Raw genomic sequence first — 23,099 nt, 5'->3', positions numbered from 1 at the left:
TGTTAATCTATGACAGTTTTACAGCAAGAGCAACTAATTGATTTATTAAAACAATATGAAGAGGAAATGATACAGCTTCGTCGTCATTTCCATGAAAATCCTGAACTTTCGTTTGAAGAAGTTGAAACACCGAAAACTATTGCGGCATTTCATCGCGCATTAGGACATGACGTACGCGAAGGTGTTGGTGGCAATGGTGTTGTGGCGAAATTAGTAGGCGGTAAGCCAGGAAAAACAGTAGCATTACGTGCAGATTTCGACGCTTTAGCTATTACAGAAGAAACAGCTTTGCCTTTCCAATCAAAAATTAAAGGGCGTATGCATGCTTGTGGACATGATGGACATACAGCTTCATTATTAATTTTAGCGAAGGCATTTAATCAAATGAAAGACAACTTAGCTGGAACAATTGTGTTTATTCATCAACATGCAGAGGAACTTGCACCAGGTGGAGCGAAATCAATGATTGCGGATGGTTGTTTAGAAGGTGTGGATGTTATTTTTGGTACACATTTATGGGCACCAACAGAACTTGGAAGGGTGCAGACAGCAATCGGCCCATTTATGGCTGCGGCTGATGGTATCTACATTAAGATTAAAGGAAAGGGTGGTCATGGCTCAAACCCGAGCGATACGAAGGATTCAATCTTGCTTGCAGCGCAATTTATTACAAACTTACAACAGCTTGTGTCTCGTCGTATAAATCCATTGCGTCCGGCGGTAGTATCGGTAGGTCATATTGAGGCATTAAATCCTTTTAATGTAATTGCAGACCAAGTCTACATGAAAGGAACTGTACGTACTTTCCATGAGGAGGAGCGCGATTTACTAGAACGTGAAATTGAGGAGCTATTAAAGGCAACATGTTATTTAACAAAGGCGGACTATGAATATGAGTATCGTCGTGGTTACCCACCAGTTGTTAATCATGCTATAGAAACAGAACATGTAATGGCATCTGCAAGAAAAGTAACAGATGTGACGGCGGTTGAATTTGTAGATCCAACTATGGGTGGTGAGGATTTTGCATACTATATAGAGGAAATTCCAGGGGCATTTTTCTTTACGGGAGCAAAAAATCCAGAATGGGAGGAAGTATATCCCCACCATCATCCAAAATTCGATATTGATGAACGCTCATTGCGCATTGCAGCAAATGTTTTAGGCCAAGCAACTTTAGATTACCTAGCAAAAGACCATTAAAGAAAAGTGTCACTTGTTTGATTGAATGCTGAGGAGATAGTTGCAAAGCGTTAAATAATATTTTTGAGCAATAGGAATTATAAACAAACACGAGTCATTGTCTACAATGGACAATGACTCGTGTTTTCTACAGTATGGAAGGAGTTGCCCAATAAAGTACAGCTCCTACTGTGATAATGTGTCATTTTGGACACATAAATGTTGTTAGTAAGCGAATACTAACATTAAAGTAAGCCTTGTTCTCGCAGTTTACGCTTCATTTTAAATGCTGTCATGAAAATGACACAAGTAGCGACAATGCCTGCTATTACACCAAATGTATTACTTGCTGCTACTGAATACCCGATAGAACACATTGCTAGTACAGCTGCTAGTGCATAAATGGCCATTACGATTTTTCCACGATTCATAATCGAGCGCCCCCTAATTTATAATAAATTTGTGATTGAAAATATTTTTTTAGAATGATAGAAATTCTAATAAGGACATTTACATCCTTCTTGTGCTATAATATCACAGTTAAACATTCGAAAAAAGAATATGGAGTGGAATAATGACAAACTTACGTCAAGATCTTCGCAATATCGCAATTATCGCCCACGTTGACCATGGTAAAACTACTTTAGTCGACCAATTATTAAAACAATCAGGTACATTCCGTTCAAACGAACGTGTTGAAGAACGTGCAATGGACTCTAATGATATTGAACGTGAACGCGGTATTACGATTTTAGCTAAAAATACAGCAGTAAACTATGAAGGAACTCGTATCAACATCCTTGATACGCCTGGACACGCTGACTTCGGTGGTGAGGTAGAACGTATTTTAAAAATGGTAGACGGCGTTTTACTAGTTGTCGATGCGTATGAGGGTTGTATGCCACAAACACGTTTCGTACTTAAAAAAGCATTAGAACAACGTTTAACACCAATCGTTGTAGTTAACAAAGTAGACAAAGATTCTGCTCGTCCACTAGAAGTAGTAGATGAAGTGCTTGAATTATTCATCGAGCTAGGTGCAGATGACGATCAATTAGACTTCCCAGTTGTTTATGCTTCAGGTGTAAATGGTACAGCTTCGTTAGACGCTGATCCATCTAAACAAGAAGAAAATATGAAATGTCTATTTGAAAAAATCATTGAGGCGATTCCAGCACCAGTTGATAACTCAGAAGACCCATTACAATTCCAAGTAGCTTTACTTGACTATAATGACTTCGTTGGACGTATCGGTATTGGCCGTGTATTCCGCGGTACAATTTCTGTAGGTCAACAAGTTGCACTGATGAAATTAGACGGTACAGTGAAAAACTTCCGTGTAACAAAAATCTTTGGTTTCTTCGGTTTAAAACGTGAAGAAGTAGAGACAGCAAAAGCTGGTGACTTAATCGCCGTTTCAGGTATGGAAGATATCAACGTAGGTGAAACAGTTTGTCCAGTTGAACACCAAGAAGCGCTTACGCCTTTACGTATCGATGAGCCAACTTTACAAATGACTTTCTTAGTAAACAATTCTCCATTTGCAGGTCGTGAAGGGAAATGGGTTACTTCTCGTAAAGTAGAAGAGCGTTTACGTGCTCAATTACAAACGGACGTTTCTTTACGCGTTGAAGATACGGATTCTCCAGATGCTTGGACAGTTTCAGGTCGTGGTGAGCTTCACTTATCTATCCTGATTGAAAACATGCGTCGTGAAGGTTTCGAATTACAAGTATCAAAACCTCAAGTAATCGTGCGTGAAATCGATGGTGTGAAATGTGAACCATTCGAACGCGTTCAAATCGATGTACCTGAAGAAAATGTTGGTTCTATTATTGAATCTATTGGTACACGTAAAGGTGAAATGCTTGATATGGTTAACAACGGCAGTGGTCAAGTTCGTTTAACGTTCTTAGTACCAGCTCGTGGATTAATCGGTTATACAACTGAATTTATGTCGATGACAAAAGGTTTCGGTATTATCAACCATACGTTTGATTGCTACCAACCATTATTACCAGGAAAAATTGGTGGTCGTCACCAAGGCGTACTCGTTTCAATGGAAACTGGTAAATCAACAACTTATGGTATGATGCAAATTGAAGACCGTGGTACACTGTTCTTAGAGCCAGGTACAGATATTTACGAAGGTATGATTGTTGGAGAAAATACTCGTGACGCTGATATCACTGTAAATATTACAAAAATGAAACAAAAAACAAACATCCGTTCAGCAAATAAAGACCAAACGAATGTTATTAAAAAACCACGTATTTTATCTCTAGAAGAAGCTCTTGAATACTTAGGTGATGATGAGTACTTAGAAATCACACCAGAATCTATTCGCCTTCGTAAAAAAATTCTAGATAAAAACGAACGTGAGAAAGCAGCGAAAAAATTAAAAAACGCTGAATAATAATTTTCCGCTGAAATGAAAGGAAGAGGAGTCTTGGATATAAAGTCCGCTTTATTGGGTGAACTAAATGTTATTCAAGTTGCTACACCTGTAAATGCGGAGGAAACAACAAAGGTTTATGAAAGAATGGCTGGTATAACAAGATTTTTATATGAAAATTTACCGAGCTATGAAGTTGCAGGCTATGTTGTATTCCTTCTAGTGTTTGCACTTTCTGCAATAGTCTATAAATTAGGCTTTGCAAAAAAGTTAAAGCTATCTCAAAATATTGTCATTTATGTGTTCCTATTTTTGGGATGTATTATGTTGACATTTTTCGCGTTATTCCTACCTATGATTGAAGGCCTCATCGTAGCGGCGTTAATTTTAATTGTATACAAAACACGTATGTGGCGAGAAAAAAGAGAAGAGCAACAAGCTGCCAATCAATGAGAGTAGCTTGGCTCCTTTACCGTAAACAGTCTTAGCATTTATTTGCTAAGGCTGTTTTCTTTTTCTATCGTTAATAAAATAGTTCGATTGTTGTTTGCTAGTTTCAAATAAAGGGCAGAAAACGATTTGGACAAATATGCGTGTTTGAATAGATTCTTCATTATAGCGCATTCGAAAAGGGTTTATTTTCCATTATATTTTTATTAAATATGGTAGGCACCGAAATCTTTGTATGTGAATAAGTTAGTCTCGATAGGCTATTTATCAAATCAAGGAGGAAATGGAATGCGTTGGCTTAAAAAAGGTTTGTTATTTAGTGGTATTGCTTTGTTGCTCCTTTCGTTGGCAGCGTGTAATAAAGCTGAGCTAGAAAAAGTAAAAGTCGGAGAAGTGACGCGCTCGATTTTCTATGCGCCGCAATATGTAGCGCTTGAAAAAGGGTACTTTGAAGAAGAAGGCCTTTCCGTAGAGCTACAAACTATTGCTGGTGGCGATAAAACGATGACAGCGTTACTATCTGATGGTATTGATATTGCTTTGGTTGGATCTGAGACATCTATTTATGTCACTGCTCAAGGTGCCAATGATCCGATTCAAAATTTTGCGCAATTAACACAGACAGATGGCACATTTTTAGTAGCACGTGAAAAGATGGAGAATTTTTCATGGGATGATTTAAAAGGATCTACATTTTTAGGGCAACGTAAAGGTGGAATGCCACAAATGGCTGGCGAATTTGTCCTAAAAAAGCATAGTATTGATCCTACGAAAGATTTGACACTTATTCAAAATATTGATTTTGCGAATATTGCTACAGCTTTTGCTTCTGGGACTGGGGATTATGTACAGCTATTTGAACCGACAGCAAGTGTATTTGAAAAAGAAGGTAAGGGCTATATTGTTGCATCATTTGGTACAGAATCAGGTCATTTACCATATACATCCTTCATGGCAAAAAGTAGTTATTTAAAGGATGATGCTAAAACAGTGCAAGGTTTTACAAATGCGCTGAAAAAAGCACAAGATTTTGTACAGGAAAAAAGTTCAGCAGAAGTGGCAAAAATAATTCAACCATACTTTGAAAATGTAGACGTTTCTTTAATTGAAACAGTAGTAGAGCGCTATAAATCACAAGGCTCCTACGCAACAGATCCGATTTTGGATGAAGAAGAGTGGGATAATTTACAAACAATAATGGAGGAAGCAGGTGAACTTCCTCAACGAGTAAAATATGAAGACCTTGTAAATACGAAGTTTGCAAAAAAGGCTGCGGAGTAAATGGATTTTTTAAAACTAGAACATATTCACCATAGTTATTACTCCAGTACGCAGGCGAAGGAAGTTTTACGTGACATTAACCTAAATATTCGTGAAGGTGAATTTGTTTCCTTTATAGGGCCAAGTGGCTGTGGGAAAACGACTTTATTGTCTATTATTGCTGGGTTGTTTCCTGCAACAGAGGGCAAGGTATTTATTGATGGGGAAATCATCGCACCACACAATCAATCGCTTATTGGCTATATGCTTCAGCAGGATTATTTATTTCCGTGGAAAACGATTGAGGATAACGTCACAATTGGTTTGAAAATAATGCAGCGGGATAAAAAGACGCATAAAGTAACTGCAAATGCGCTCTTACAAGAAGTTGGTTTACCTCATGTCGGAAGTTATTATCCGAGAGAATTGTCAGGAGGAATGCGTCAACGCGTTGCACTAGCAAGGACATTGGCAGTTAATCCGAAAATTTTACTGCTAGATGAGCCGTTCTCAGCACTTGATTATCAATCTAAATTAAAGCTTGAGGACTTAGTTGTCGAAACATTAAAGGCCTATCAAAAAACCGCGATTCTTGTCACACATGATATTGGTGAGGCAATTGCGATGAGTGAACGAGTTTTTCTCTTCTCAGCCAATCCTGGTACGTTACACAAAGTGTTTGAAATACCTTCTGCGTTACAACAGCTATCCCCGTTCGATGTAAGGCAGCATCCAGCATATACAGAAGTATTCCAAACGATTTGGAAGGAGCTGGAGAGCCTTGGATAACACATTGTTTAAACAGTATCAACAATTGCTAAAAAAGGAAAAACGCTTTGTTCGATTATATCAAATAATTATTTTGATCGTCTTTTTTGGAGGGTGGGAGTTACTATCAAGGCTTGAATGGATTGATCGTTTAATCTTTAGCTCGCCCACAAATGTATGGCATACCTTCATTGAAAAAGTAAGTGACGGCACGCTAACATTACATGTTGGTGTGACGTTAATGGAAACAGTTATCGGCTTTATTGCAGGTACATTATTAGGGACTTTGATTGCAACTCTTCTATGGTGGTCTCCGATGTTATCAAAAATACTTGATCCATATCTAGTTATTTTAAATGCAATGCCGAAAGTAGCGTTAGGACCGATTTTAATTGTAGCGCTTGGCCCAGGATATTTTTCGATTATAGCAATGGGTGCACTAATTTCAATCATTATTACAACAATTGTAGTTTACACCGCCTTTAAAGGTGTTGACCCAAATTATAGTAAAGTATTGCAAACTTTTGGAGCGACTCGTTGGCAAACTTTCAAAGAGGTTATTTTGCCCGCGTCATTTCCAACAATTATTTCGACTTTAAAAGTGAATGTTGGATTATCGTGGGTAGGTGTTATTGTCGGTGAGTTTTTAGTTGCTTCAAAGGGACTTGGCTATTTAATCATTTATGGTTTCCAAGTATTTAACTTTAATCTTGTCCTTATGTCACTGCTCATTATCGCTTTCTTTGCGACAATCATGTATCAAGTTGTCGAATTGATCGAAAAAGTGATTATTAAAAATAATGGATAATTAAAAAACGCAAAACCTGTTTTCATAAGGTTTTGCGTTTTGTGCTGTTGATTTCCACTTCAGGCGTGCGCTTTCCGCGGGCACAGCGTAAGCCGCAACCGTCGCCAGTGCGCGGATTGTTGCGTCTTACGTAGTGTGCGTTCCCGCAGGAGTCTAAGTGGATTTTTACTTGTTATTAAAATACCGTACAGGCAAAGAATTCAGAATTGTTTGAGTGCCTGGCACTTATTAAAATTCTTTATCCATTTGTGGTGAGGTACGATAAAAACGGAAGTTACCCGTTTCAATTCTCGTCACCGTATTTTCTTTAATACGATCGTGGCATGTGTCGCACATATACGTATGAATTGGGCGATTACGTAGTTTTTTTGCTAACGGTAAATCATCATCTAACTGGTTAATAGTATCGCAAATGACACATTTTACGCGCATCGCATTCCCTCCCTATTCCGCACGAACGGCTAATACATTTTTGATAGGGTTGTCAACATTTGAACCGTCTCCAAATAATATATGGACAGGGCCATCTTCGGATAAAGGTTTGCCATCCTGGCTGTATTTAAAAATTAATGTCTGTGCTTCTGCAATTGTAAATGCATGTTCTTCGCTGTCTTTGCATTCAATGACGATTTTTGTCGCCTCTGGTTTAAGTTCAGCATTTTTCAAGAAATGACTTAATTCGATACCGAATGTACCTGTTTCCATCCCTTTACGATCGAATTTTCGTTCTGATTTTAAAGTTGGTGGGAAAGTAGCACCTTCCATAATTTCGCGTGACCAGTGAGCACCGACTTCACGCATATATTTTGTATCCGCATCTTCCTCTACTTCTCTTGCTTGGAAGTACGTATTTAAGTCTAGTTTACGATCGTCAAAAATCCAAACAGTTGGATCTAATGTAAGCTGATACGAAACTGCACCCTTGATAGGAATAATTGTTTCCATAATAGAAATCCTCCTCAAATCTTGTATATCCATGAATTAGTATAACGCTAATGCAAGGAGATAATAAAGAAATATAATTTGGATTCTTTATTTTCCTACGAAGACACTTGCATTTTTATCGACTAAAAGATAAACTTTATTAAGATAGAATCGAAGAAATATCAGATAATGGGGGCGTCCTCATGGATACGAAATCACAAACTTCCTTTCAAGAGAAGGCTTTGGAGCTTTTAGTAGCTGATGCAGATAAAATTGCTCGCCTCATTCGAGTACAAATGGATCATTTAACGATGCCACAATGCCCTTTATATGAAGAAGTATTAGATACACAAATGTTCGGCCTTTCACGTGAAATTGACTTTGCTGTGAAGCTTGGACTTATTGAACGCGATAAAGGCAAAGCAATTCTCGATTCACTCGAGAAAGAACTTTCTGTACTACATGACGCGTATACAGACAAATAAAAAGAAAAAACTCAAACGCTGCTTGCGATTTGAGTTTTTTTACTAGAACGAGGTTTTCCAATGAAACAATACTTAAAACGATATGCTCAAAATTTTGATTATCCATTATTTTTTACTGTCTTGTTGTTAAGTTTATTTGGGTTAGTGATGATTTATAGTTCGAGTATGATGGTTGCAATTGTACAAAAGGAACAAGCACCTGATTATTTTTATCAAAAACAACTAATTAATTTAGCTGTCGCGTCTTTAGGTTTTTTGGTAGCAGCATTTTTCCCTTATAAGCATTATGCAAATAAGAATATTATGTTGTTACTTACGATAGTATTAATCGTTCTCTTTACATGGGTAAAAGTAGCGGGTAATGGTGCAGAGCAAGTAGGATCTCAAAGTTGGATTCATGTACCGGGATTCGGGAATTTTCAGCCTTCTGAATATGCGAAACTATTTATAATTTTATATTTTGCTGCAGCATTTTATCGAAAATCCCAAAAATATACATTTGAAAAGCTACAACCAACAGAAATTTTTTATCCAATTTTCCTATGGATTCTTGTTGTTGCTGGTGTGGCATTTGAAACAGATTTAGGTGCTGTCATTATTTTATGTGGCATTGCAGTATCCGTTGTAGCGGCAAGTGGTATTCCTTTTAAAACGTTTTGGAAGTTTTTTGGCGTATTAGGTGCATTTGGTGCAGCCATTCTTGGTATGCTTTGGCTCTTTAAGGGCGAACTATTAAAAGGGAACCGTAAAGGACGTATCGAGTCTTATTTTAATCCGTTTGATTATGAAAACGGGGTAGGTCACCAAGTTGTCAATAGTTATTATGCAATTGGCGGTGGTGGTTTAGAAGGTCGAGGGCTCGGTCAATCTATTCAAAAATTAGGGTATCTACCTGAACCACAAACCGATTTTATTATGGCAATAGTTATGGAGGAACTTGGTATATGGGGCGTGTTAATCGTCTTAGGTGGTTTAGGATTTATAGTATATAAAGGTTTTTCTATCGCATTACAAACAAAAGATCCGCTAGCACGTATGATAGCGGCAGGTATTGCTAGCTGGATAGCTTGGCAATCGTTTATTAATCTTGGGGGTGTAACCGGGTTAATCCCGTTAACCGGTGTCACGCTGCCTTTCATTAGTTATGGCGGGACATCTATAATTTTGCTATCTTTAGCTATGGGAATATTGGTCAATGTTTCCATGTTCGAAAGGGTAGAAAGAAAGAAATCACAAACATAAGGGGGATACCTATGGAATCAATCAACAAAATCCTTGTAGCCAATCGGGGAGAAATTGCAATTCGAATTTTCCGTGCGTGTACGGAGCTCAACATTAACACTGTCGCTATATATTCACGTGAAGACAGTGGGGCATTCCATCGCTTTAAAGCAGATGAGGCTTATTTAGTAGGGGCAGGCAAGAAGCCCATCGATGCGTATTTAGATATTGAGGGCATCATTGCAATCGCTAAGGATGCAGGCGTTGATGCGATTCATCCAGGGTATGGTTTTTTATCAGAAAACGTGGATTTTGCACGTCGTTGTGAGGAAGAAGGAATTTTATTCATTGGCCCAACTTCGCAGCATTTAGATATGTTTGGTGATAAGGTAAAAGCACGTGAACAAGCTATTAACGCAAATATCCCTGTCATTCCAGGTACGGATGGTCCAGTTGCTTCTGTAGAAGAAGTACAAGCTTTTGGTGAACAATATGGTTATCCGCTTATGATTAAAGCCTCTTTAGGTGGCGGTGGACGTGGAATGCGTGTTGTACAAACAAAGGATGACGTTGCGTCTGCTTATGAACGTGCCAAATCAGAGGCAAAAGCAGCCTTTGGTTCGGACGAGGTTTATGTAGAAAAATGCATTCTCCGACCAAAGCATATTGAAGTTCAAATTATAGGCGATAAAATGGGCAATATTGTGCATTTATATGAGCGTGATTGCTCTATTCAACGCCGTCATCAGAAGGTTGTAGAAATTGCACCATCGAATTCGATTTCAGAAAATTTAAGAAATAAAATTTGTGATGCTGCGGTTCAGCTAATGGAAAATGTCTCGTACATAAATGCAGGGACAGTGGAATTTTTAGTTGCAGGCGATGATTTCTATTTCATCGAGGTTAACCCTCGCATTCAAGTAGAACATACTATTACGGAAATGATTACAGGTATCGATATTGTACATGCTCAAATTAAAGTAGCTGCGGGCTACGGCTTGCATAGCGAGGAAATTCATATTCCACAACAAGCGGATATTCCGATGATTGGTTATGCAATCCAATCGCGTGTTACAACAGAAGACCCAGCTAATGACTTTATGCCGGATACAGGAAAGTTAATGGTATATCGTTCAAGTGGTGGTTTTGGCGTTCGTTTAGATGCGGGTAATGGCTTCCAAGGTGCCGTTGTAACACCGTACTATGATTCGTTGCTCGTAAAAATTTCAACTTCCGGTATGACGTTTAAAGAAGCCGCTGCGAAAATGGACCGAAACTTAAAAGAATTCCGTATTCGAGGGGTAAAAACAAATATTCCGTTTTTAAATAATGTAGTAACACATAAAAATTTTATAGAAGGCACGTTTGATACAAGCTTTATCGATACAACGCCTGAATTGTTTAACTTCCCTGTGCGCCAAGACCGCGGAACAAAACTGCTAAGCTATATCGGTAATGTGACGTTAAATGGTTTCCCAGGGGTGGAAAATAAGGCGAAGCCAATTTTTGCTCAGCCTATTAAGCCACTAGTAGACTTGAATGGACAGCCACTGTCAGGTACAAAACAAATTTTAGATGAACATGGTGCAGATGGGCTGACAAAATGGATTTTAGAACAGCAAGATGTATTATTAACGGATACAACGTTCCGTGATGCACATCAATCCTTACTGGCCACACGTGTACGTTCTCAAGATATGTACCAAATTGCAGATGAAACAGCACGTATGATGCATAACTTCTTCTCGCTAGAAATGTGGGGAGGCGCAACATTTGATGTAGCATACCGCTTTTTAAAAGAAGATCCATGGGAGCGTTTAGCGAAGCTACGTGCGCAAATACCAAATGTACTATTCCAAATGTTGCTACGTGGGGCAAACGCTGTAGGTTATACAAACTATCCAGATAATTTAATTCGTGAGTTTATCGCAGAGTCAGCTGCATCTGGCATTGATGTATTCCGAATTTTCGATAGCTTAAACTGGATTAAAGGTATGGAAGTAGCGATTGATGCGGCAAGAGATGCAGGAAAAATTGCTGAAGCTGCGATTTGCTACACAGGAGATATTTTAGATGATGGACGTGCGAAATACTCTGTGCAGTACTACAAAGATATGGCGAAGTCTTTAGAGGCGTCAGGAGCCCATATTTTAGCGATTAAGGATATGGCTGGGCTATTGAAGCCGGAAGCTGCATATCGCTTAATTTCGGAGTTAAAAGAAGCGACAAGCCTACCTATTCATTTGCACACGCATGATACAAGTGGCAATGGTATTTATTTATATGCAAAAGCGATTGAAGCAGGGGTAGATATTTTAGATACAGCACTCGGCGCAATGGCAGGCTTAACGTCACAGCCAAGTGCAAACTCACTGTACTATGCGATGAAGGGTAGCCAACGTGAAATTCGTGCCGATATTGAATCGCTTGAAAAGCTTTCATATTACTGGGAGGATGTTCGTAAATACTATAAAGATTTCGAAAGCGGCATGATCAGTCCGCATTCTGAAATTTATGTCCATGAAATGCCAGGTGGACAGTACAGTAACTTACAGCAGCAAGCTAAGGCTGTTGGACTTGGCGATCGTTGGGATGAAGTAAAACGTATGTACTCACGTGTAAACTTATTATTTGGAGACATCGTGAAAGTAACACCATCATCGAAGGTGGTTGGTGATATGGCTTTATTCATGGTGCAAAATGATTTGAATGAAGAAACGGTTATTTCAAGAGGGCAAACAATTGATTTCCCAGATTCAGTTATCGAATTATTCCAAGGATATATAGGGCAACCACACGGCGGCTTCCCTGAGGAGCTTCAAAAAGTAGTATTGAAAGAGCGTGAGCCAATTACTGTTCGTCCAGGTGAGCTGTTACAGCCAGTTAACTTTGAACAGCTAGAGGAAGTATTGGCGGACAAATTAAATCGTCCTGTTACGAAGAAGGACATACTTGCCTATGCACTGTACCCGAAAGTATTTGAAGAGTATGCTAAAACTGTAGAATCGTTTGGGAATATTTCAGTTTTAGACACACCTACGTTCTTATACGGATTAAAGCTAGGCGAAGAAATTGAAGTAGAAATTGAAAAAGGTAAAACGTTAATTATTAAACTTGTATCGATTGGTGAGCCACAGCATGATGGTACACGTGTTATGTACTTCGAGTTAAATGGTCAATCACGAGAGCTTGTCATTCAAGATATGACAGTAGAAGTGGATGGCAGTATAGCACTGAAGGCTGACCCAAGCAATCCAAATCAAATCGGGGCGACAATGCCAGGTACTGTTCTGAAGGTCGTAGTATCAAAGGGCAGTCCAGTAAAACGTGGTGACCACTTGTTAATTACCGAAGCCATGAAAATGGAAACAACTGTACAAGCACCAAAAGACGGTATAGTGAAAGAGGTCTATGCAATTGCGGGCGATGCCATTTCAACAGGCGATTTATTAATTGAAATTGAATAATTAATGATAGAAGAAGGTTATTAGTTTGCTGCTATTGCATACTAATAACCTTTTTTCTTATAAAAAAGAATAGTAGGAAGTGCTCAAGAAATAATATAGTACAAAACCCTATAAAAATAGTTTTAATAGTAAAAAATATTTCACTATTATAATAGTAGAAATTCACTTTTTTTGACTTAAGGTATAAGCGGTTTATTGTTTGCTGATGCTGTTGTTGTATTATGTCCAATTTCTTATCGAAGATTTTATAATCGAAGTAAACATTTAGTCTTTTCCTTCGTATCAAAAAAGTAATATAAATTAGCTGTTTCTTAGCAAAGTTCGTGCATGTGGGTTATTTAATTTTGGATGAGGAGTAAGTGGGGTAAATGAAAAAAGACTCGACAGAGCCGAATCCTTTTCTAAAATTATTTATTTTTTTCATTATAATTGCTACGTGCTACAAGCATAATCATGTAACAAAGGAGACCAAATAAAAGTGAAATGAACAATGAATGCAATAAAGCTACTGTTAAATTCAATCTAGTAAGGACTACTGACATACCAGCTAAAACTTGTAATATAACTATGATGAAAGCGGTAATCCAGCCATAATAAATAACACGTTGTTGTTTGTATTCTTTTATAGCGTGCCAAGTTATGTATGTAATCCAAATGAAAATAATGATAGCTGCAAGTCGATGTCCCATTTGTACCCATTCGTACATATTGTTTGGTGAGGCAAACGGTGTTTCGTTGTAGCAAAATGGCCAGTCTGGGCATACTAAACTAGAATCTGTATGTCGAACGAGTGCCCCTGTATAAACGACCAAATAAGAATAAATTGTGACAGCAATTGTATGCCAACGTAGTTTTTTCCCAATAAATACGTTATCTGCATCAAACTTTCGATCAACTTCAAATACAATCATAGAAAGAATAAGAACGGCAGCAAAAGAAATAAGTGAGATTCCAAAGTGAAGTGCTAGAATGAAGTCTCCTTGTCCCCATAATACTTGAGCTGCTCCAATTAGTGCCTGTGCGATTAAGAAGAACATCGATAAAAAACCTAAAAATTTTACTTCACGAATATGCCCAAGTTTCCGCCATGTCCAAATTGTTAAGACAAGAATTGAAATTGATACGACTCCTGTTACAAGACGATGCGAGAATTCGATTAATACTTCTGTTGTAATTTCTTTTGGGATAAGAGATCCATTACAATCTGGCCAGTTTCTACCGCAGCCTAAACCACTATCTGTTTTAGTAACGAGTGCCCCGCCTAGTAAAATAAGGAGCATTCCCACTGTAGCGGCAACAGCAAACCACTTCATATACCTGTTGTGTTGCATAAAATGAGTCACCTACTTTATCTATCAATATTACATGAAAGTAATGTTTCTGCTACTAGATGATATCTAAAATACGTTTAAAAAACAACTTGTAAGGAGTAGGTAGTTTTAGATGTTGATTCCATTTCACAAATTGTTCATAATTTCGTGCTTTAACCTTCACAATTCATTTTAGAAAATGATTTACTATAGATATGTTGTTTTTAATTATATTTCTAGACAAAGCTAATTTTTACAACTTCATCTAAATTTCACTAAACGTCTAGAAATCAATCGCAAATTTCGCTATAGTTATTGTTAGCGGAATATGCTTACAAAAATGAAAGGAGAGGTAACATGTCAAACGGTCGTACGTTTTCAGCTACTAGAAATACTGATCCAGGAACTTCATCCGTTGTAAAAGATTTCTTAGCACTGATAAAAATTGGAATCGTTAACTCGAATCTTGTCACAACGTTTACAGGGATGTGGCTAGCATTTCAATTTACTGGTAGACATTTCTTGCAAGAGCTTGATGTTATAGTTTGTATCATGCTTGGTGCTGCATTAATTATTGGCGGTTCTGGTGCAATGAATAATTTCATTGATCGAGATATTGACCCAATAATGAAACGCACAAAGTCAAGACCAACAGTGACAGGTAGATTTAAGCTGAACTTTGTATTGACTATTGCCCTCTCATTTTTAATTGTAGGTGAAATTTTGTTATTTACGGCATCATTTGCGGCCGGCATGTGGGGACTAGTTGGAATATTCGCTTATGTTGTTCTATATTCAATGTGGTCAAAGAGGAAGCATGTTAGTAACACGATTGTTGGAAGTATTTCTGGGGCGATTCCACCTGTAATTGGTTTTGCAGCAGTTGAACCTGCACTTGGCCCAGGAGCACTTGCCCTATTTCTTATCATGTTTGTATGGCAGCCACCGCATTTTTATGCGCTTGCTATGAAACGTACTGAAGAATATCGTGCAGCTAATATTCCAATGCTACCAGTTGTAAAAGGTTTTAAACGAACGAAGTACTCAATGTTTTTCTGGATTCTTTTATTATTACCGCTACCGTTCCTTTTACCTGAGCTTGGAGTTGGATTCTTAGTGCTTGCGACTACTTTGAACGTAGGCTGGTTATTACTAGCTTTAAAGGGCTTTACCACAAAAGACGATATGAAGTGGGCAAATAAAATGTTTATTTATTCATTGAATCATATGACCATACTATTTGTGGCTATCATAATATTTGCGGTATTCAGCTAATTTGGAATTCTTTCTTTCACAAGAATTCATATAGATAGAACCAATGTCCTAGGTACACATGAAAATACAACAAAGAAAGAGGGGTTTAATTAAGCTATGATGAAAGGGCTTAAAAAGTGGCGTCTTTTTTCACTTCTAGCAGTGATGATGGTTTTCCTTTCTGGTTGTGGTGAAGAGTATATTTCTGCACTGAAACCGTCTGGTCAAGTAGGTAAAGAACAATTCAACCTATTAATGTTGGCTACTGGAATTATGACGTTAGTTGTAGTAATAGTATCTGTAATCTATTTACTTGCATTCTTAAAATTCCGCCGATCAAAAGTAGGCGAAAACGTTATTCCTAAGCAAGTGGAAGGTAGTCACACACTTGAAGTAATTTGGACAGTTATTCCAATTATTTTATTATTAATCTTAGCTGTACCGGTTGTTACTGCTACTTATAAATTTGCAGATGTTGCTGCAATGGACGAAGTAGATGCTGAAGGTAATAAAACTGCCCTAACAGTAAATGTAACTGCAAAACTATACTGGTGGGAGTTTGAATATCCAAACCAAGGGATTGTAACAGCACAAGAATTAGTTGTACCAACAGGTCAAAAAGTTTACTTTAACTTAAAAGCTGCTGATGTTAAGCACTCATTCTGGATTCCCGCGATTGGCGGTAAAATGGATACTAACGTAGAGAACTTAAACAAATTCTATTTAGTATTCGATAAAGAATCAGCAGATCTTAAAGATGGCGTATTCTATGGTAAATGTGCTGAGCTATGTGGCCCTTCACACGCACTAATGGACTTTAAGGTAAAAACAGTTAGCCCAGATGCATTCGATGCTTGGGTAGCTAGCATGAAAGCAACTGAAGGACAAACTGCTTCAAAAGATTCAACTGATCTTGGTGAAGCTACATTTGCTAACAGCTGTTTAGCTTGTCACGCTGTATCTGGCGTAGGTGGTACTGGTGGAGTAGGTCCTAACTTAACTACATTCGGTGACCGTAACCGTGTTGCAGGTTTCTTAGAACATACTGAAGAAAACGTACAAGCATGGATTAAAAACCCAGGTGATTTTAAACCAGGTAACTTAATGATGAATCCAGATGGTACTGCACCAATCTATGGCGATTTATCTGAAGAAGAAATTCAAGCTCTTGCAACTTACATCATGGGCTTATCAGTAGAGAAATAATTTTTCGTTTTATGTAACAAACTTTGAGGGAGGTAAAAGTTGTGAGCTCATATACACAGAAAAAGGGCTTTGGAGCAGCTGTCTGGGATTACATTACAACTGTTGACCATAAAAAGTTAGCTGTAATGTATTTATTAGCCGGTACATTGTTCTTCGCTATCGCTGGTTTTGAAGCGTTATTAATGCGTATTCAGTTAATGAAACCAAATAACGATTTCGTTTCAGCTGGTTTTTTCAATGAATTATTAACGATGCACGGAACGACAATGTTATTCCTTGCCGCGACTCCATTACTATTCGCATTTATGAACATGCTTGTACCATTACAAATTGGTGCACGTGACGTTGCATTCCCGTTCCTTAACTCTTTAGGGTTCTGGTTGTTCTTCCTAGGTGCTGTATTCCTTCACCTATCATTCTTTATGGGTGGCGCACCTGATGCGGGCTGGACATCTTATGCATCATTATCTTTATATTCTCCAGGACATGGTATCGACTTCTATGTACTTGGTTTACAAATTTCAGGGGCGGGTACGTTAATTTCAGGTCTTAACTTTATCGTAACGATTATTACTATGCGTGCTCCTGGTATGACATTTATGCGTATGCCATTATTCACTTGGACTGCTCTAGTATCAAGTGCATTAATCTTATTCGCATTCCCTCCATTAACTATTGGTTTATTAATGATGTTATTTGACCGTATGTTCGGTGGTAACTTCTTTGACCATACAATGGGTGGTAACACAGTAATTTGGGAACACTTATTCTGGATCTTCGGACACCCAGAAGTTTATATTTTAGTATTACCTGCTTTCGGTTTATTCTCGGAGATTATCCCAGCATTCTCTCGTAAGCGTCTATTCGGATACTCTTCAATGGTATTCGCAACAATTTTAATTGGTTTCCTAGGCTTCATGGTTTGGGCTCACCACATGTTCACAACTGGTCTTGGACCAACTGCGAACGCAATTTTCGCTGTTGCAACAATGGCAATTGCCGTTCCAACAGGTATGAAAGTATTCAACTGGATCTTAACTATTTGGGGCGGATCTATTAAAGTTACTACACCAATGCTTTATGCACTTGGTTTTATCCCGTCATTCGTTGCGGGTGGTGTTACTGGGGTAATGCAAGCATCTGCTCCACTTGACTACCAATTACACGATTCTTACTTTATCGTTGCTCACTTCCACTACGTAATCGTAGGTGGTATCGTAACTGCTTTATTCGGTTCAGCGCACTTCTACTGGCCAATTTTCTTCAACCGTATGTTAAACGAAGCGCTTGGTAAATTGACTTTCTGGGTATTCTTTATCGGATTCCATTTAACATTCTTCGTACAACACTTCTTAGGTTTAATGGGTATGCCACGTCGCGTATTCACTTACATGGAAGGTCAAGGTTGGGATCAGTTCAACTATATTTCTACAATCGGTGCATTGATGATGGGTGTAGGGGTTATCTTAATGGTAATTAACTGCTTAATGTCTATCAAAGGTAAACCGGCAGGTCGCGATCCATGGGGCGATGGACGTACTTTAGAATGGTCAATTCCACAACCAATTCCATTCTATAACTTCCGTCAAACACCACTTGTTCGTGGTCTAGATCCATGGTGGATTGAAAAGCAAGAAGGTAATAAAGATGTTACATTTGCTGAGCCATTAGGTGATATTCATATGCCAAACAACTCTGCAATACCATTCGTTATTTCTTTAGGTATGTTTATTGCAGCATTCGGTGCTCTTTATAATCCAGATGCAGATAAACCATGGTCAATTTATGTATTAATTATTGGTCTTGCTATTACATTTGGTGCTATGATTTTCCGTTCTGTTAAGGACGATCACGGCTTCCACTTACACAAAGAAGACATTATTGAAATTGAAGAACAACTTTACGGTAAAGGAGGAAATAAATAATGGATATCAATACTAAATTTACTCCTCATACTTGGCCAGATCATCCTGAACAAGCAACGATGGAAGGTAAAAATAAAGTCGTTGGTTTCTGGATTTTCCTTGCCTGTGAAGTTGTACTTTTCGCAAGTTTATTTGCAACTTACTTAGCACTTAAGAACAAAGGGCCAGCTGGCATGGAGTTCACAACACAAGGTTTATTTGAATTACCGTTAGCATTTGCAATGACGATGTTACTATTAACGTCTTCACTGACTTCTGTTTATGCGATTTACCATATGCGTAACTTTAATTACAAAGGTATGCAAACTTGGTTAGCAATCACGTTACTTTTAGGTCTTGGCTTCCTTGCCCTAGAAATTTATGAGTTCCAACACTATGTGCACCTTGGTTTCACTTTTAACCAATCTGCATTCGCAACTTCGTTCTATACGCTAGTAGGTACACACGGTTTCCACGTAACTTTAGGTTTAGTATGGATTACAACATTACTTATCCGTAACGCTAAACGTGGACTTAACTTGTACAATGCGCCTAAATTCTTTGTGGCTGCATTATACTGGCACTTTATCGACGTTGTTTGGGTATTTATCTTTACAGTAGTATACTTGATGGGAGTGATCGGATAATATGTCATCACATGATACACCTGTAGTTGCTAAGTCTCAAGCGCAATTCGAATATGATCGTCATCATAATGCCGTTCATATGCGTAAACAAGTAATCAACTTTGCGATCATGATTTTCTTTACGTTTATCGCGTTCGCTGTAGTTGCAGCTGGTTTTTCTAAATACTTAATAGCACCATTTGTTCTATTGCTAGCTGGCGTTCAAGTTGTTCTTCAACTTTATGCTTTCATGCACTTAGAAGATAAAAAAACACACTTCGGTGGTGTTATTGCATTCTTTATGTGGATGGGTGTATTAATCGCATTTACATTCTTCTTAGCATTTTTAACAATTATTTGGTGGTAATCACCAAAAGGCATGTTCTCTGCTCTTCGCAGAGACGTGCTTTTTTTGTTTTGCTAATAGAATGTAGTACTGGTAAATTGTTCACCGTTCGTTCATTGCAGTATAGCTGTAAGCGTTTTATAATAGGGATACTGAGTTTTATTGTCTCTGTCTAATCGTGCCCGTTTTTATAGTGCTAGCGTTTTAAAAAAAACACGATATTCGCTAGAGGCGTAACTTTATTTTGTAAATGTTTGTTTCTAAGATAAGTAAAACATTTTGGCGTGCATCACTCGCTTAAGGCGTTAGGAATGTATGCTGGAAAAAGTTAAAGGAGCGCGTATTGTATGCCACTTAGTATATTTGGTTTCCAAGCTTTATGGAGCCCGTATTTAATAGGAGTTCTCGTTTTTATAACAGCGATTTACTTTTTAGTGACAACGAAATGGCGTAAAGATTTTAAAGTAAGTGAGCCATTGAAAAAAAGTGAAGCAATTTATTTTGTATTGGCAATGATTACGATTTATATTATTAAAGGATCTCCGATTGATTTAATGGCCCATATTATGTTTACGATGCATATGGTGCAAATGGCTATTCTTTTATTACTTGTGCCAATTTTCTTAATTAAGGGTATTCCATGGTGGGTGTGGAAAGTTGCAATTGAAGCGCCTGTTGTCAAACCTTTATTTAAAGTGTTAACATTACCAGTGGTTGCGATATTTGTTTTTATAGGTTTATTTTCTATCTACCATTTACCATCAGTATTAGACTACATTAAATTAAACGAAACATTACACGGTACTTATACATTTGTATTATTTGTTTCTGCTGTTTTAATGTACTGGCCTCTAATTCAAAAAATACCAGATAGTGCTGAAATGAAACCTTTGCATAAATTAGCGTATATTATTGCCAATGCGGTTTTAATTACTCCTGCATGTGCTTTAATCATTTTTGCGCCTAATGCTATGTATGAAACATATACGAGTGGTGAAGCTTGGCTCAAAGCAATGGAGCTATGTGTACCAGCCTCAACATTATCGGGCTTGTCTTTATCTGGACCAGAGTTATTTACAGATATGACGCCTGTTGCGGATCAGCAACTTGGTGGTGTTCTTATGAAAATATTACAAGAGATTATTTTTGGTGTTTTAATCGGCGCTATCTTTACAAAATGGTACCGTTCTGAGCAAAAGGACCCTGATAAAATTACTGCCGATGCATTAAAAGCACACCAACAGAAATGGGAAAGAGAACATCAACATCAGCTGTAATAATTGAAATTTATTTTGTATAAGGAGTTTTGTGAATGGAATTGCAAATTTTGCCTACTATTAGTACATCATTTATTGTAATAAGTGCTGTACTTGTAGCAATTGGTTGGGGCTTAATTATAAAGGGAAAAGTAGAAGCACATAAAAAGGTTATGTTAGCTGCTGGTGTTGCTGCACTTTGCTTCTTTATCATCTACGCTTCACGTACGGTCTTTATTGGTAATACAGCTTTTGGTGGCGGTGAGGATTTAAAACCTTACTATACATTCTTTTTAATATTCCACATTACATTAGCAACAGCTGGAGCCGTATTTGGACTAGTTAGTATTATATCAGGTTTAAAAACAAACATTAAGCTTCATAAGCGAATTGGACCAATCACTAGTATTATCTGGTTCTTTGTAGCAGTAACAGGTGTTATGGTGTACATGTTATTGTATATACTATTTGAGCCAGGTGAAACAACATCTGTTATTAAAGCGATTTTAGGATTTTAACACAAAAATCTCCCTCCTTACTCTTGAGAAGGTGGGAGATTTTTTATAGAAGACTGATTAAATAAAGAAAGAGCAACGACAACGAGTAATGGGCCGATTAAAATACCGAGAAAACCAAATACTTTAAAGCCGATAAACATCGCGATAAAAGTGGAGAGCGAAGAAAGACCAATTTTATCACCAATAATTTTAGGCTCAATCATACGGCGTATTAAGAAAAGTACGACTGTCAGCACAACTAAGGCAATAGCAAAGACATAATCACCAGTAAATGCTTTGTAAATTGCCCACGGGAACAGTAAAATAAATGAGTCTAAAAAGGGAATAACATCTAATAGTACAATTAGAAGTGCTAATATAAACGGAAAAGGCGTTTTTAATAAAAAAAACGATATTAAGGCTACGGCAAATATACAAATTCCAACAAGTAATTGCGCTTTAATAAAGCCAAATAATGCAACTTTAACACGCTCTCCGATAAAAAGTATTTTTTGATGGTAATGAAAAGGGATAGGTGCCATTAGTCTCTTGTTAATCGATGGTAAATCTAAAAGAAGCATGTATAACACAATCCAATAAACGAAAATATCAAACAAAAGTGATGGTAAATGGGAAAGTAACGACGACCAATCATTAATATTTGTTAAAGAAAGTGCAAATTTTTCAATGGAGGATAACCCTCGTTCAATTATTAATTGAATTTGTGTCACAAGATCAAGTGGCAAATGATACGTATAATTAGCTAGCTTAGATTGAATTTGAATCCATAGTGCTGATAATTGGTTGAGATAATCTGGAATATGAATAATAAATGACGAAAACTGTTTCCAGCTTATATAACCTAAGAGAATACATAGTAGTAATGTTATGCAAAAAAAGAAAACTAAAAAAATGGAGACAATGATTTTACGCTTTTTTCGAAAGCGTTCGCTCATTCGAATAATAAGAGGCTCTAATAATAGTGCGGTTACATAGGCAAGAAGGATAGGAAAAGATAAGGATAAAAACCATAGTATAATTAATCCTATGGCGATGACAATTATAGGATGACGAAAAAAGGGTCTTTTAAAAAATTGTATCAAGTATCTCACCTACATCATTTGAAAGATACCGTTAGTATGAGGAGAAATAATTTTTTTACTCAAAATAAAAAAGACTGGACCACCAGTCTTTTCTTGATAATTATACATATAAATTCTGTAAACATGAATTTGTTGTTGCATTAATACCATTGTTTTGGTCATTACTATGCAAAGACATTGGCTTTACGTTGTTGCTAAAGCGCTAATTACGCGTTAACAGTTTCCAACGCTTTTTTGTTAGAAGGAGACTCAACTACGAATGCTTCTAAGTCTAATCTTACTTTTTTTAAGATTTCATCACATTTTTTTACAAGATGAGCTGGGAAAACTTCATCGTCACCATACTCAACACCATGTGGATAGTAGTATTTACCAAGAGCTGGTTTCATTAATGTTAAGACAGCATCATGTGCTCCAACATCACCAGATTGCGCATATGCGAATACGCGTAGGTAGTAACGGCCTTCACGAGTATCGAAACGACGGTCAAAAGTCATGCGTTCGTAATCCCAAGCACCATCACATTCTAAACCATTATTTTTCATAATGTTTTCAATCAGTTCTTGGTCAGCTGTTAAATTCTCAAGGTTAGTATTCTCAAAATACATCTAATAATCCTCCTTTAGCTTTTCGTACA

At 37.5% G+C, this 23,099-nt stretch carries 22 protein-coding genes; 16 read left to right on the top strand and 6 right to left on the bottom strand.

What is annotated here, in order from left to right:
* Positions 1-9: 9 nt before the first annotated feature.
* Positions 10-1,203, top strand: a complete 1,194-nt coding sequence (locus NSQ74_RS21725) for an amidohydrolase (protein WP_340826046.1) — start codon at positions 10-12, stop codon at positions 1,201-1,203.
* A gap of 224 nt (positions 1,204-1,427) precedes the next feature.
* Here the strand turns inward: NSQ74_RS21725 and NSQ74_RS21720 are convergent, their stop codons facing one another.
* Positions 1,428-1,613: a DUF5325 family protein gene (locus tag NSQ74_RS21720; RefSeq protein ID WP_340826045.1), complete on the bottom strand. Its 186-nt coding sequence runs from the start codon at positions 1,611-1,613 to the stop codon at positions 1,428-1,430.
* A 143-nt stretch (positions 1,614-1,756) separates the two neighbouring features.
* On the opposite strand from NSQ74_RS21720, the gene typA reads away from it, so the two are divergent.
* From typA to NSQ74_RS21695, 5 genes are all read left to right on the top strand, one after another.
* A complete protein-coding gene (gene typA / locus NSQ74_RS21715) occupies positions 1,757-3,598 on the top strand; it encodes a translational GTPase TypA (protein ID WP_340826044.1) in 1,842 nt (613 codons plus the stop codon).
* 33 nt (positions 3,599-3,631) lie between these two features.
* Complete coding sequence (locus NSQ74_RS21710) at positions 3,632-4,030, top strand: YlaH-like family protein (protein ID WP_340826042.1); 399 nt, start codon at positions 3,632-3,634, stop codon at positions 4,028-4,030.
* Positions 4,031-4,315: 285 nt separating this feature from the next.
* Positions 4,316-5,308: an ABC transporter substrate-binding protein gene (locus tag NSQ74_RS21705; RefSeq protein WP_340826040.1), complete on the top strand. Its 993-nt coding sequence runs from the start codon at positions 4,316-4,318 to the stop codon at positions 5,306-5,308.
* Positions 5,309-6,076, top strand: coding sequence for an ABC transporter ATP-binding protein (locus NSQ74_RS21700; protein WP_340826038.1), 768 nt, complete (start codon positions 5,309-5,311; stop codon positions 6,074-6,076).
* Complete coding sequence (locus tag NSQ74_RS21695) at positions 6,069-6,863, top strand: ABC transporter permease (protein ID WP_340826037.1); 795 nt, start codon at positions 6,069-6,071, stop codon at positions 6,861-6,863. The genes NSQ74_RS21700 and NSQ74_RS21695 overlap by 8 nt, the downstream gene beginning before the upstream one ends.
* Before the next feature lie 228 nt (positions 6,864-7,091).
* Here the strand turns inward: NSQ74_RS21695 and NSQ74_RS21690 are convergent, their stop codons facing one another.
* On the bottom strand, positions 7,092-7,295 hold the full coding sequence (locus NSQ74_RS21690) for a YlaI family protein (RefSeq protein WP_173477893.1): 204 nt from the start codon (positions 7,293-7,295) through the stop codon (positions 7,092-7,094).
* Between the two features lie 12 nt (positions 7,296-7,307).
* Entirely contained in the window at positions 7,308-7,808 is a 501-nt protein-coding gene (locus tag NSQ74_RS21685; protein WP_340826036.1) for a peptidyl-prolyl cis-trans isomerase, read from the bottom strand.
* A gap of 182 nt (positions 7,809-7,990) precedes the next feature.
* Between NSQ74_RS21685 and NSQ74_RS21680 the strand changes: the two genes are divergently transcribed.
* Genes NSQ74_RS21680 through pyc form a run of 3 tightly spaced genes read left to right on the top strand, consistent with a single transcriptional unit; the run spans position 7,991 to position 12,960 of the window.
* Positions 7,991-8,272 carry a YlaN family protein gene (locus NSQ74_RS21680; RefSeq protein ID WP_173477891.1) on the top strand — a complete coding sequence of 94 codons (282 nt, stop codon included), beginning with the start codon at positions 7,991-7,993 and terminating at the stop codon, positions 8,270-8,272.
* A gap of 60 nt (positions 8,273-8,332) precedes the next feature.
* Positions 8,333-9,514 carry an FtsW/RodA/SpoVE family cell cycle protein gene (locus NSQ74_RS21675; RefSeq protein ID WP_340826034.1) on the top strand — a complete coding sequence of 394 codons (1,182 nt, stop codon included), beginning with the start codon at positions 8,333-8,335 and terminating at the stop codon, positions 9,512-9,514.
* Positions 9,515-9,525: 11 nt separating this feature from the next.
* Positions 9,526-12,960, top strand: coding sequence for a pyruvate carboxylase (pyc, locus tag NSQ74_RS21670; RefSeq protein ID WP_340826033.1), 3,435 nt, complete (start codon positions 9,526-9,528; stop codon positions 12,958-12,960).
* Between the two features lie 407 nt (positions 12,961-13,367).
* On the opposite strand, the gene NSQ74_RS21665 is transcribed toward pyc, so the two are convergent.
* Positions 13,368-14,291, bottom strand: a complete 924-nt coding sequence (locus tag NSQ74_RS21665; RefSeq protein ID WP_340826032.1) for a COX15/CtaA family protein — start codon at positions 14,289-14,291, stop codon at positions 13,368-13,370.
* Positions 14,292-14,627: 336 nt separating this feature from the next.
* Between NSQ74_RS21665 and cyoE the strand changes: the two genes are divergently transcribed.
* From cyoE to NSQ74_RS21630, 7 genes are all read left to right on the top strand, one after another.
* Positions 14,628-15,545, top strand: coding sequence for a heme o synthase (gene cyoE / locus NSQ74_RS21660; protein ID WP_340826031.1), 918 nt, complete (start codon positions 14,628-14,630; stop codon positions 15,543-15,545).
* A 96-nt stretch (positions 15,546-15,641) separates the two neighbouring features.
* Positions 15,642-16,730: a cytochrome c oxidase subunit II gene (coxB, locus tag NSQ74_RS21655; protein WP_340826030.1), complete on the top strand. Its 1,089-nt coding sequence runs from the start codon at positions 15,642-15,644 to the stop codon at positions 16,728-16,730.
* Positions 16,731-16,771: 41 nt separating this feature from the next.
* Entirely contained in the window at positions 16,772-18,655 is a 1,884-nt protein-coding gene (gene ctaD / locus NSQ74_RS21650) for a cytochrome c oxidase subunit I (protein ID WP_340826028.1), read from the top strand.
* Positions 18,655-19,281 (top strand): cytochrome c oxidase subunit 3, encoded by a 627-nt coding sequence (locus NSQ74_RS21645; protein WP_340826027.1) that lies wholly within the window; start codon positions 18,655-18,657, stop codon positions 19,279-19,281. The genes ctaD and NSQ74_RS21645 overlap by 1 nt, the downstream gene beginning before the upstream one ends.
* A gap of 1 nt (position 19,282) precedes the next feature.
* Positions 19,283-19,627 carry a cytochrome C oxidase subunit IV family protein gene (locus tag NSQ74_RS21640; RefSeq protein WP_340826026.1) on the top strand — a complete coding sequence of 115 codons (345 nt, stop codon included), beginning with the start codon at positions 19,283-19,285 and terminating at the stop codon, positions 19,625-19,627.
* 326 nt (positions 19,628-19,953) lie between these two features.
* Positions 19,954-20,883 (top strand): cytochrome c oxidase assembly factor CtaG, encoded by a 930-nt coding sequence (gene ctaG / locus NSQ74_RS21635; RefSeq protein WP_340826025.1) that lies wholly within the window; start codon positions 19,954-19,956, stop codon positions 20,881-20,883.
* A gap of 35 nt (positions 20,884-20,918) precedes the next feature.
* Positions 20,919-21,380, top strand: coding sequence for a DUF420 domain-containing protein (locus NSQ74_RS21630; protein WP_340826024.1), 462 nt, complete (start codon positions 20,919-20,921; stop codon positions 21,378-21,380).
* Between the two features lie 17 nt (positions 21,381-21,397).
* On the opposite strand, the gene ytvI is transcribed toward NSQ74_RS21630, so the two are convergent.
* Positions 21,398-22,471 (bottom strand): sporulation integral membrane protein YtvI, encoded by a 1,074-nt coding sequence (ytvI, locus tag NSQ74_RS21625; protein ID WP_340826023.1) that lies wholly within the window; start codon positions 22,469-22,471, stop codon positions 21,398-21,400.
* Between the two features lie 197 nt (positions 22,472-22,668).
* The gene (locus NSQ74_RS21620; RefSeq protein WP_173477879.1) at positions 22,669-23,070 is read right to left on the bottom strand and encodes a YugN family protein; all 402 of its coding nucleotides are present in this window, start codon (positions 23,068-23,070) and stop codon (positions 22,669-22,671) included.
* Positions 23,071-23,099: the final 29 nt, after the last annotated feature.

It is taken from the genome of Lysinibacillus sp. FSL W8-0992 (genome assembly GCF_038008685.1).
In the GTDB taxonomy this organism is placed as follows: domain Bacteria; phylum Bacillota; class Bacilli; order Bacillales_A; family Planococcaceae; genus Lysinibacillus.
The sequence above is the reverse complement of the archived record's forward strand: the minus strand, read 5'-3'. Positions and strand labels throughout refer to the sequence as shown.

Excerpts from the sequence above, each read along its gene's own strand:
- NSQ74_RS21690 (WP_173477893.1), bottom strand. The coding sequence starts at position 7,295 with ATGCGCGTAAAATGTGTCATTTGCGATACTATTAACCAGTTAGATGAT.
- NSQ74_RS21685 (WP_340826036.1), bottom strand. The coding sequence starts at position 7,808 with ATGGAAACAATTATTCCTATCAAGGGTGCAGTTTCGTATCAGCTTACA.
- NSQ74_RS21630 (WP_340826024.1), top strand. The coding sequence starts at position 20,919 with ATGGAATTGCAAATTTTGCCTACTATTAGTACATCATTTATTGTAATA.
- NSQ74_RS21680 (WP_173477891.1), top strand. The coding sequence starts at position 7,991 with ATGGATACGAAATCACAAACTTCCTTTCAAGAGAAGGCTTTGGAGCTT.
- NSQ74_RS21645 (WP_340826027.1), top strand. The coding sequence starts at position 18,655 with ATGGATATCAATACTAAATTTACTCCTCATACTTGGCCAGATCATCCT.
- typA (WP_340826044.1), top strand. The coding sequence starts at position 1,757 with ATGACAAACTTACGTCAAGATCTTCGCAATATCGCAATTATCGCCCAC.
- NSQ74_RS21700 (WP_340826038.1), top strand. The coding sequence starts at position 5,309 with ATGGATTTTTTAAAACTAGAACATATTCACCATAGTTATTACTCCAGT.
- NSQ74_RS21640 (WP_340826026.1), top strand. The coding sequence starts at position 19,283 with ATGTCATCACATGATACACCTGTAGTTGCTAAGTCTCAAGCGCAATTC.
- coxB (WP_340826030.1), top strand. The coding sequence starts at position 15,642 with ATGATGAAAGGGCTTAAAAAGTGGCGTCTTTTTTCACTTCTAGCAGTG.
- NSQ74_RS21725 (WP_340826046.1), top strand. The coding sequence starts at position 10 with ATGACAGTTTTACAGCAAGAGCAACTAATTGATTTATTAAAACAATAT.
- ctaG (WP_340826025.1), top strand. The coding sequence starts at position 19,954 with ATGCCACTTAGTATATTTGGTTTCCAAGCTTTATGGAGCCCGTATTTA.
- NSQ74_RS21720 (WP_340826045.1), bottom strand. The coding sequence starts at position 1,613 with ATGAATCGTGGAAAAATCGTAATGGCCATTTATGCACTAGCAGCTGTA.
- pyc (WP_340826033.1), top strand. The coding sequence starts at position 9,526 with ATGGAATCAATCAACAAAATCCTTGTAGCCAATCGGGGAGAAATTGCA.
- NSQ74_RS21665 (WP_340826032.1), bottom strand. The coding sequence starts at position 14,291 with ATGCAACACAACAGGTATATGAAGTGGTTTGCTGTTGCCGCTACAGTG.
- cyoE (WP_340826031.1), top strand. The coding sequence starts at position 14,628 with ATGTCAAACGGTCGTACGTTTTCAGCTACTAGAAATACTGATCCAGGA.
- NSQ74_RS21675 (WP_340826034.1), top strand. The coding sequence starts at position 8,333 with ATGAAACAATACTTAAAACGATATGCTCAAAATTTTGATTATCCATTA.
- NSQ74_RS21620 (WP_173477879.1), bottom strand. The coding sequence starts at position 23,070 with ATGTATTTTGAGAATACTAACCTTGAGAATTTAACAGCTGACCAAGAA.
- NSQ74_RS21705 (WP_340826040.1), top strand. The coding sequence starts at position 4,316 with ATGCGTTGGCTTAAAAAAGGTTTGTTATTTAGTGGTATTGCTTTGTTG.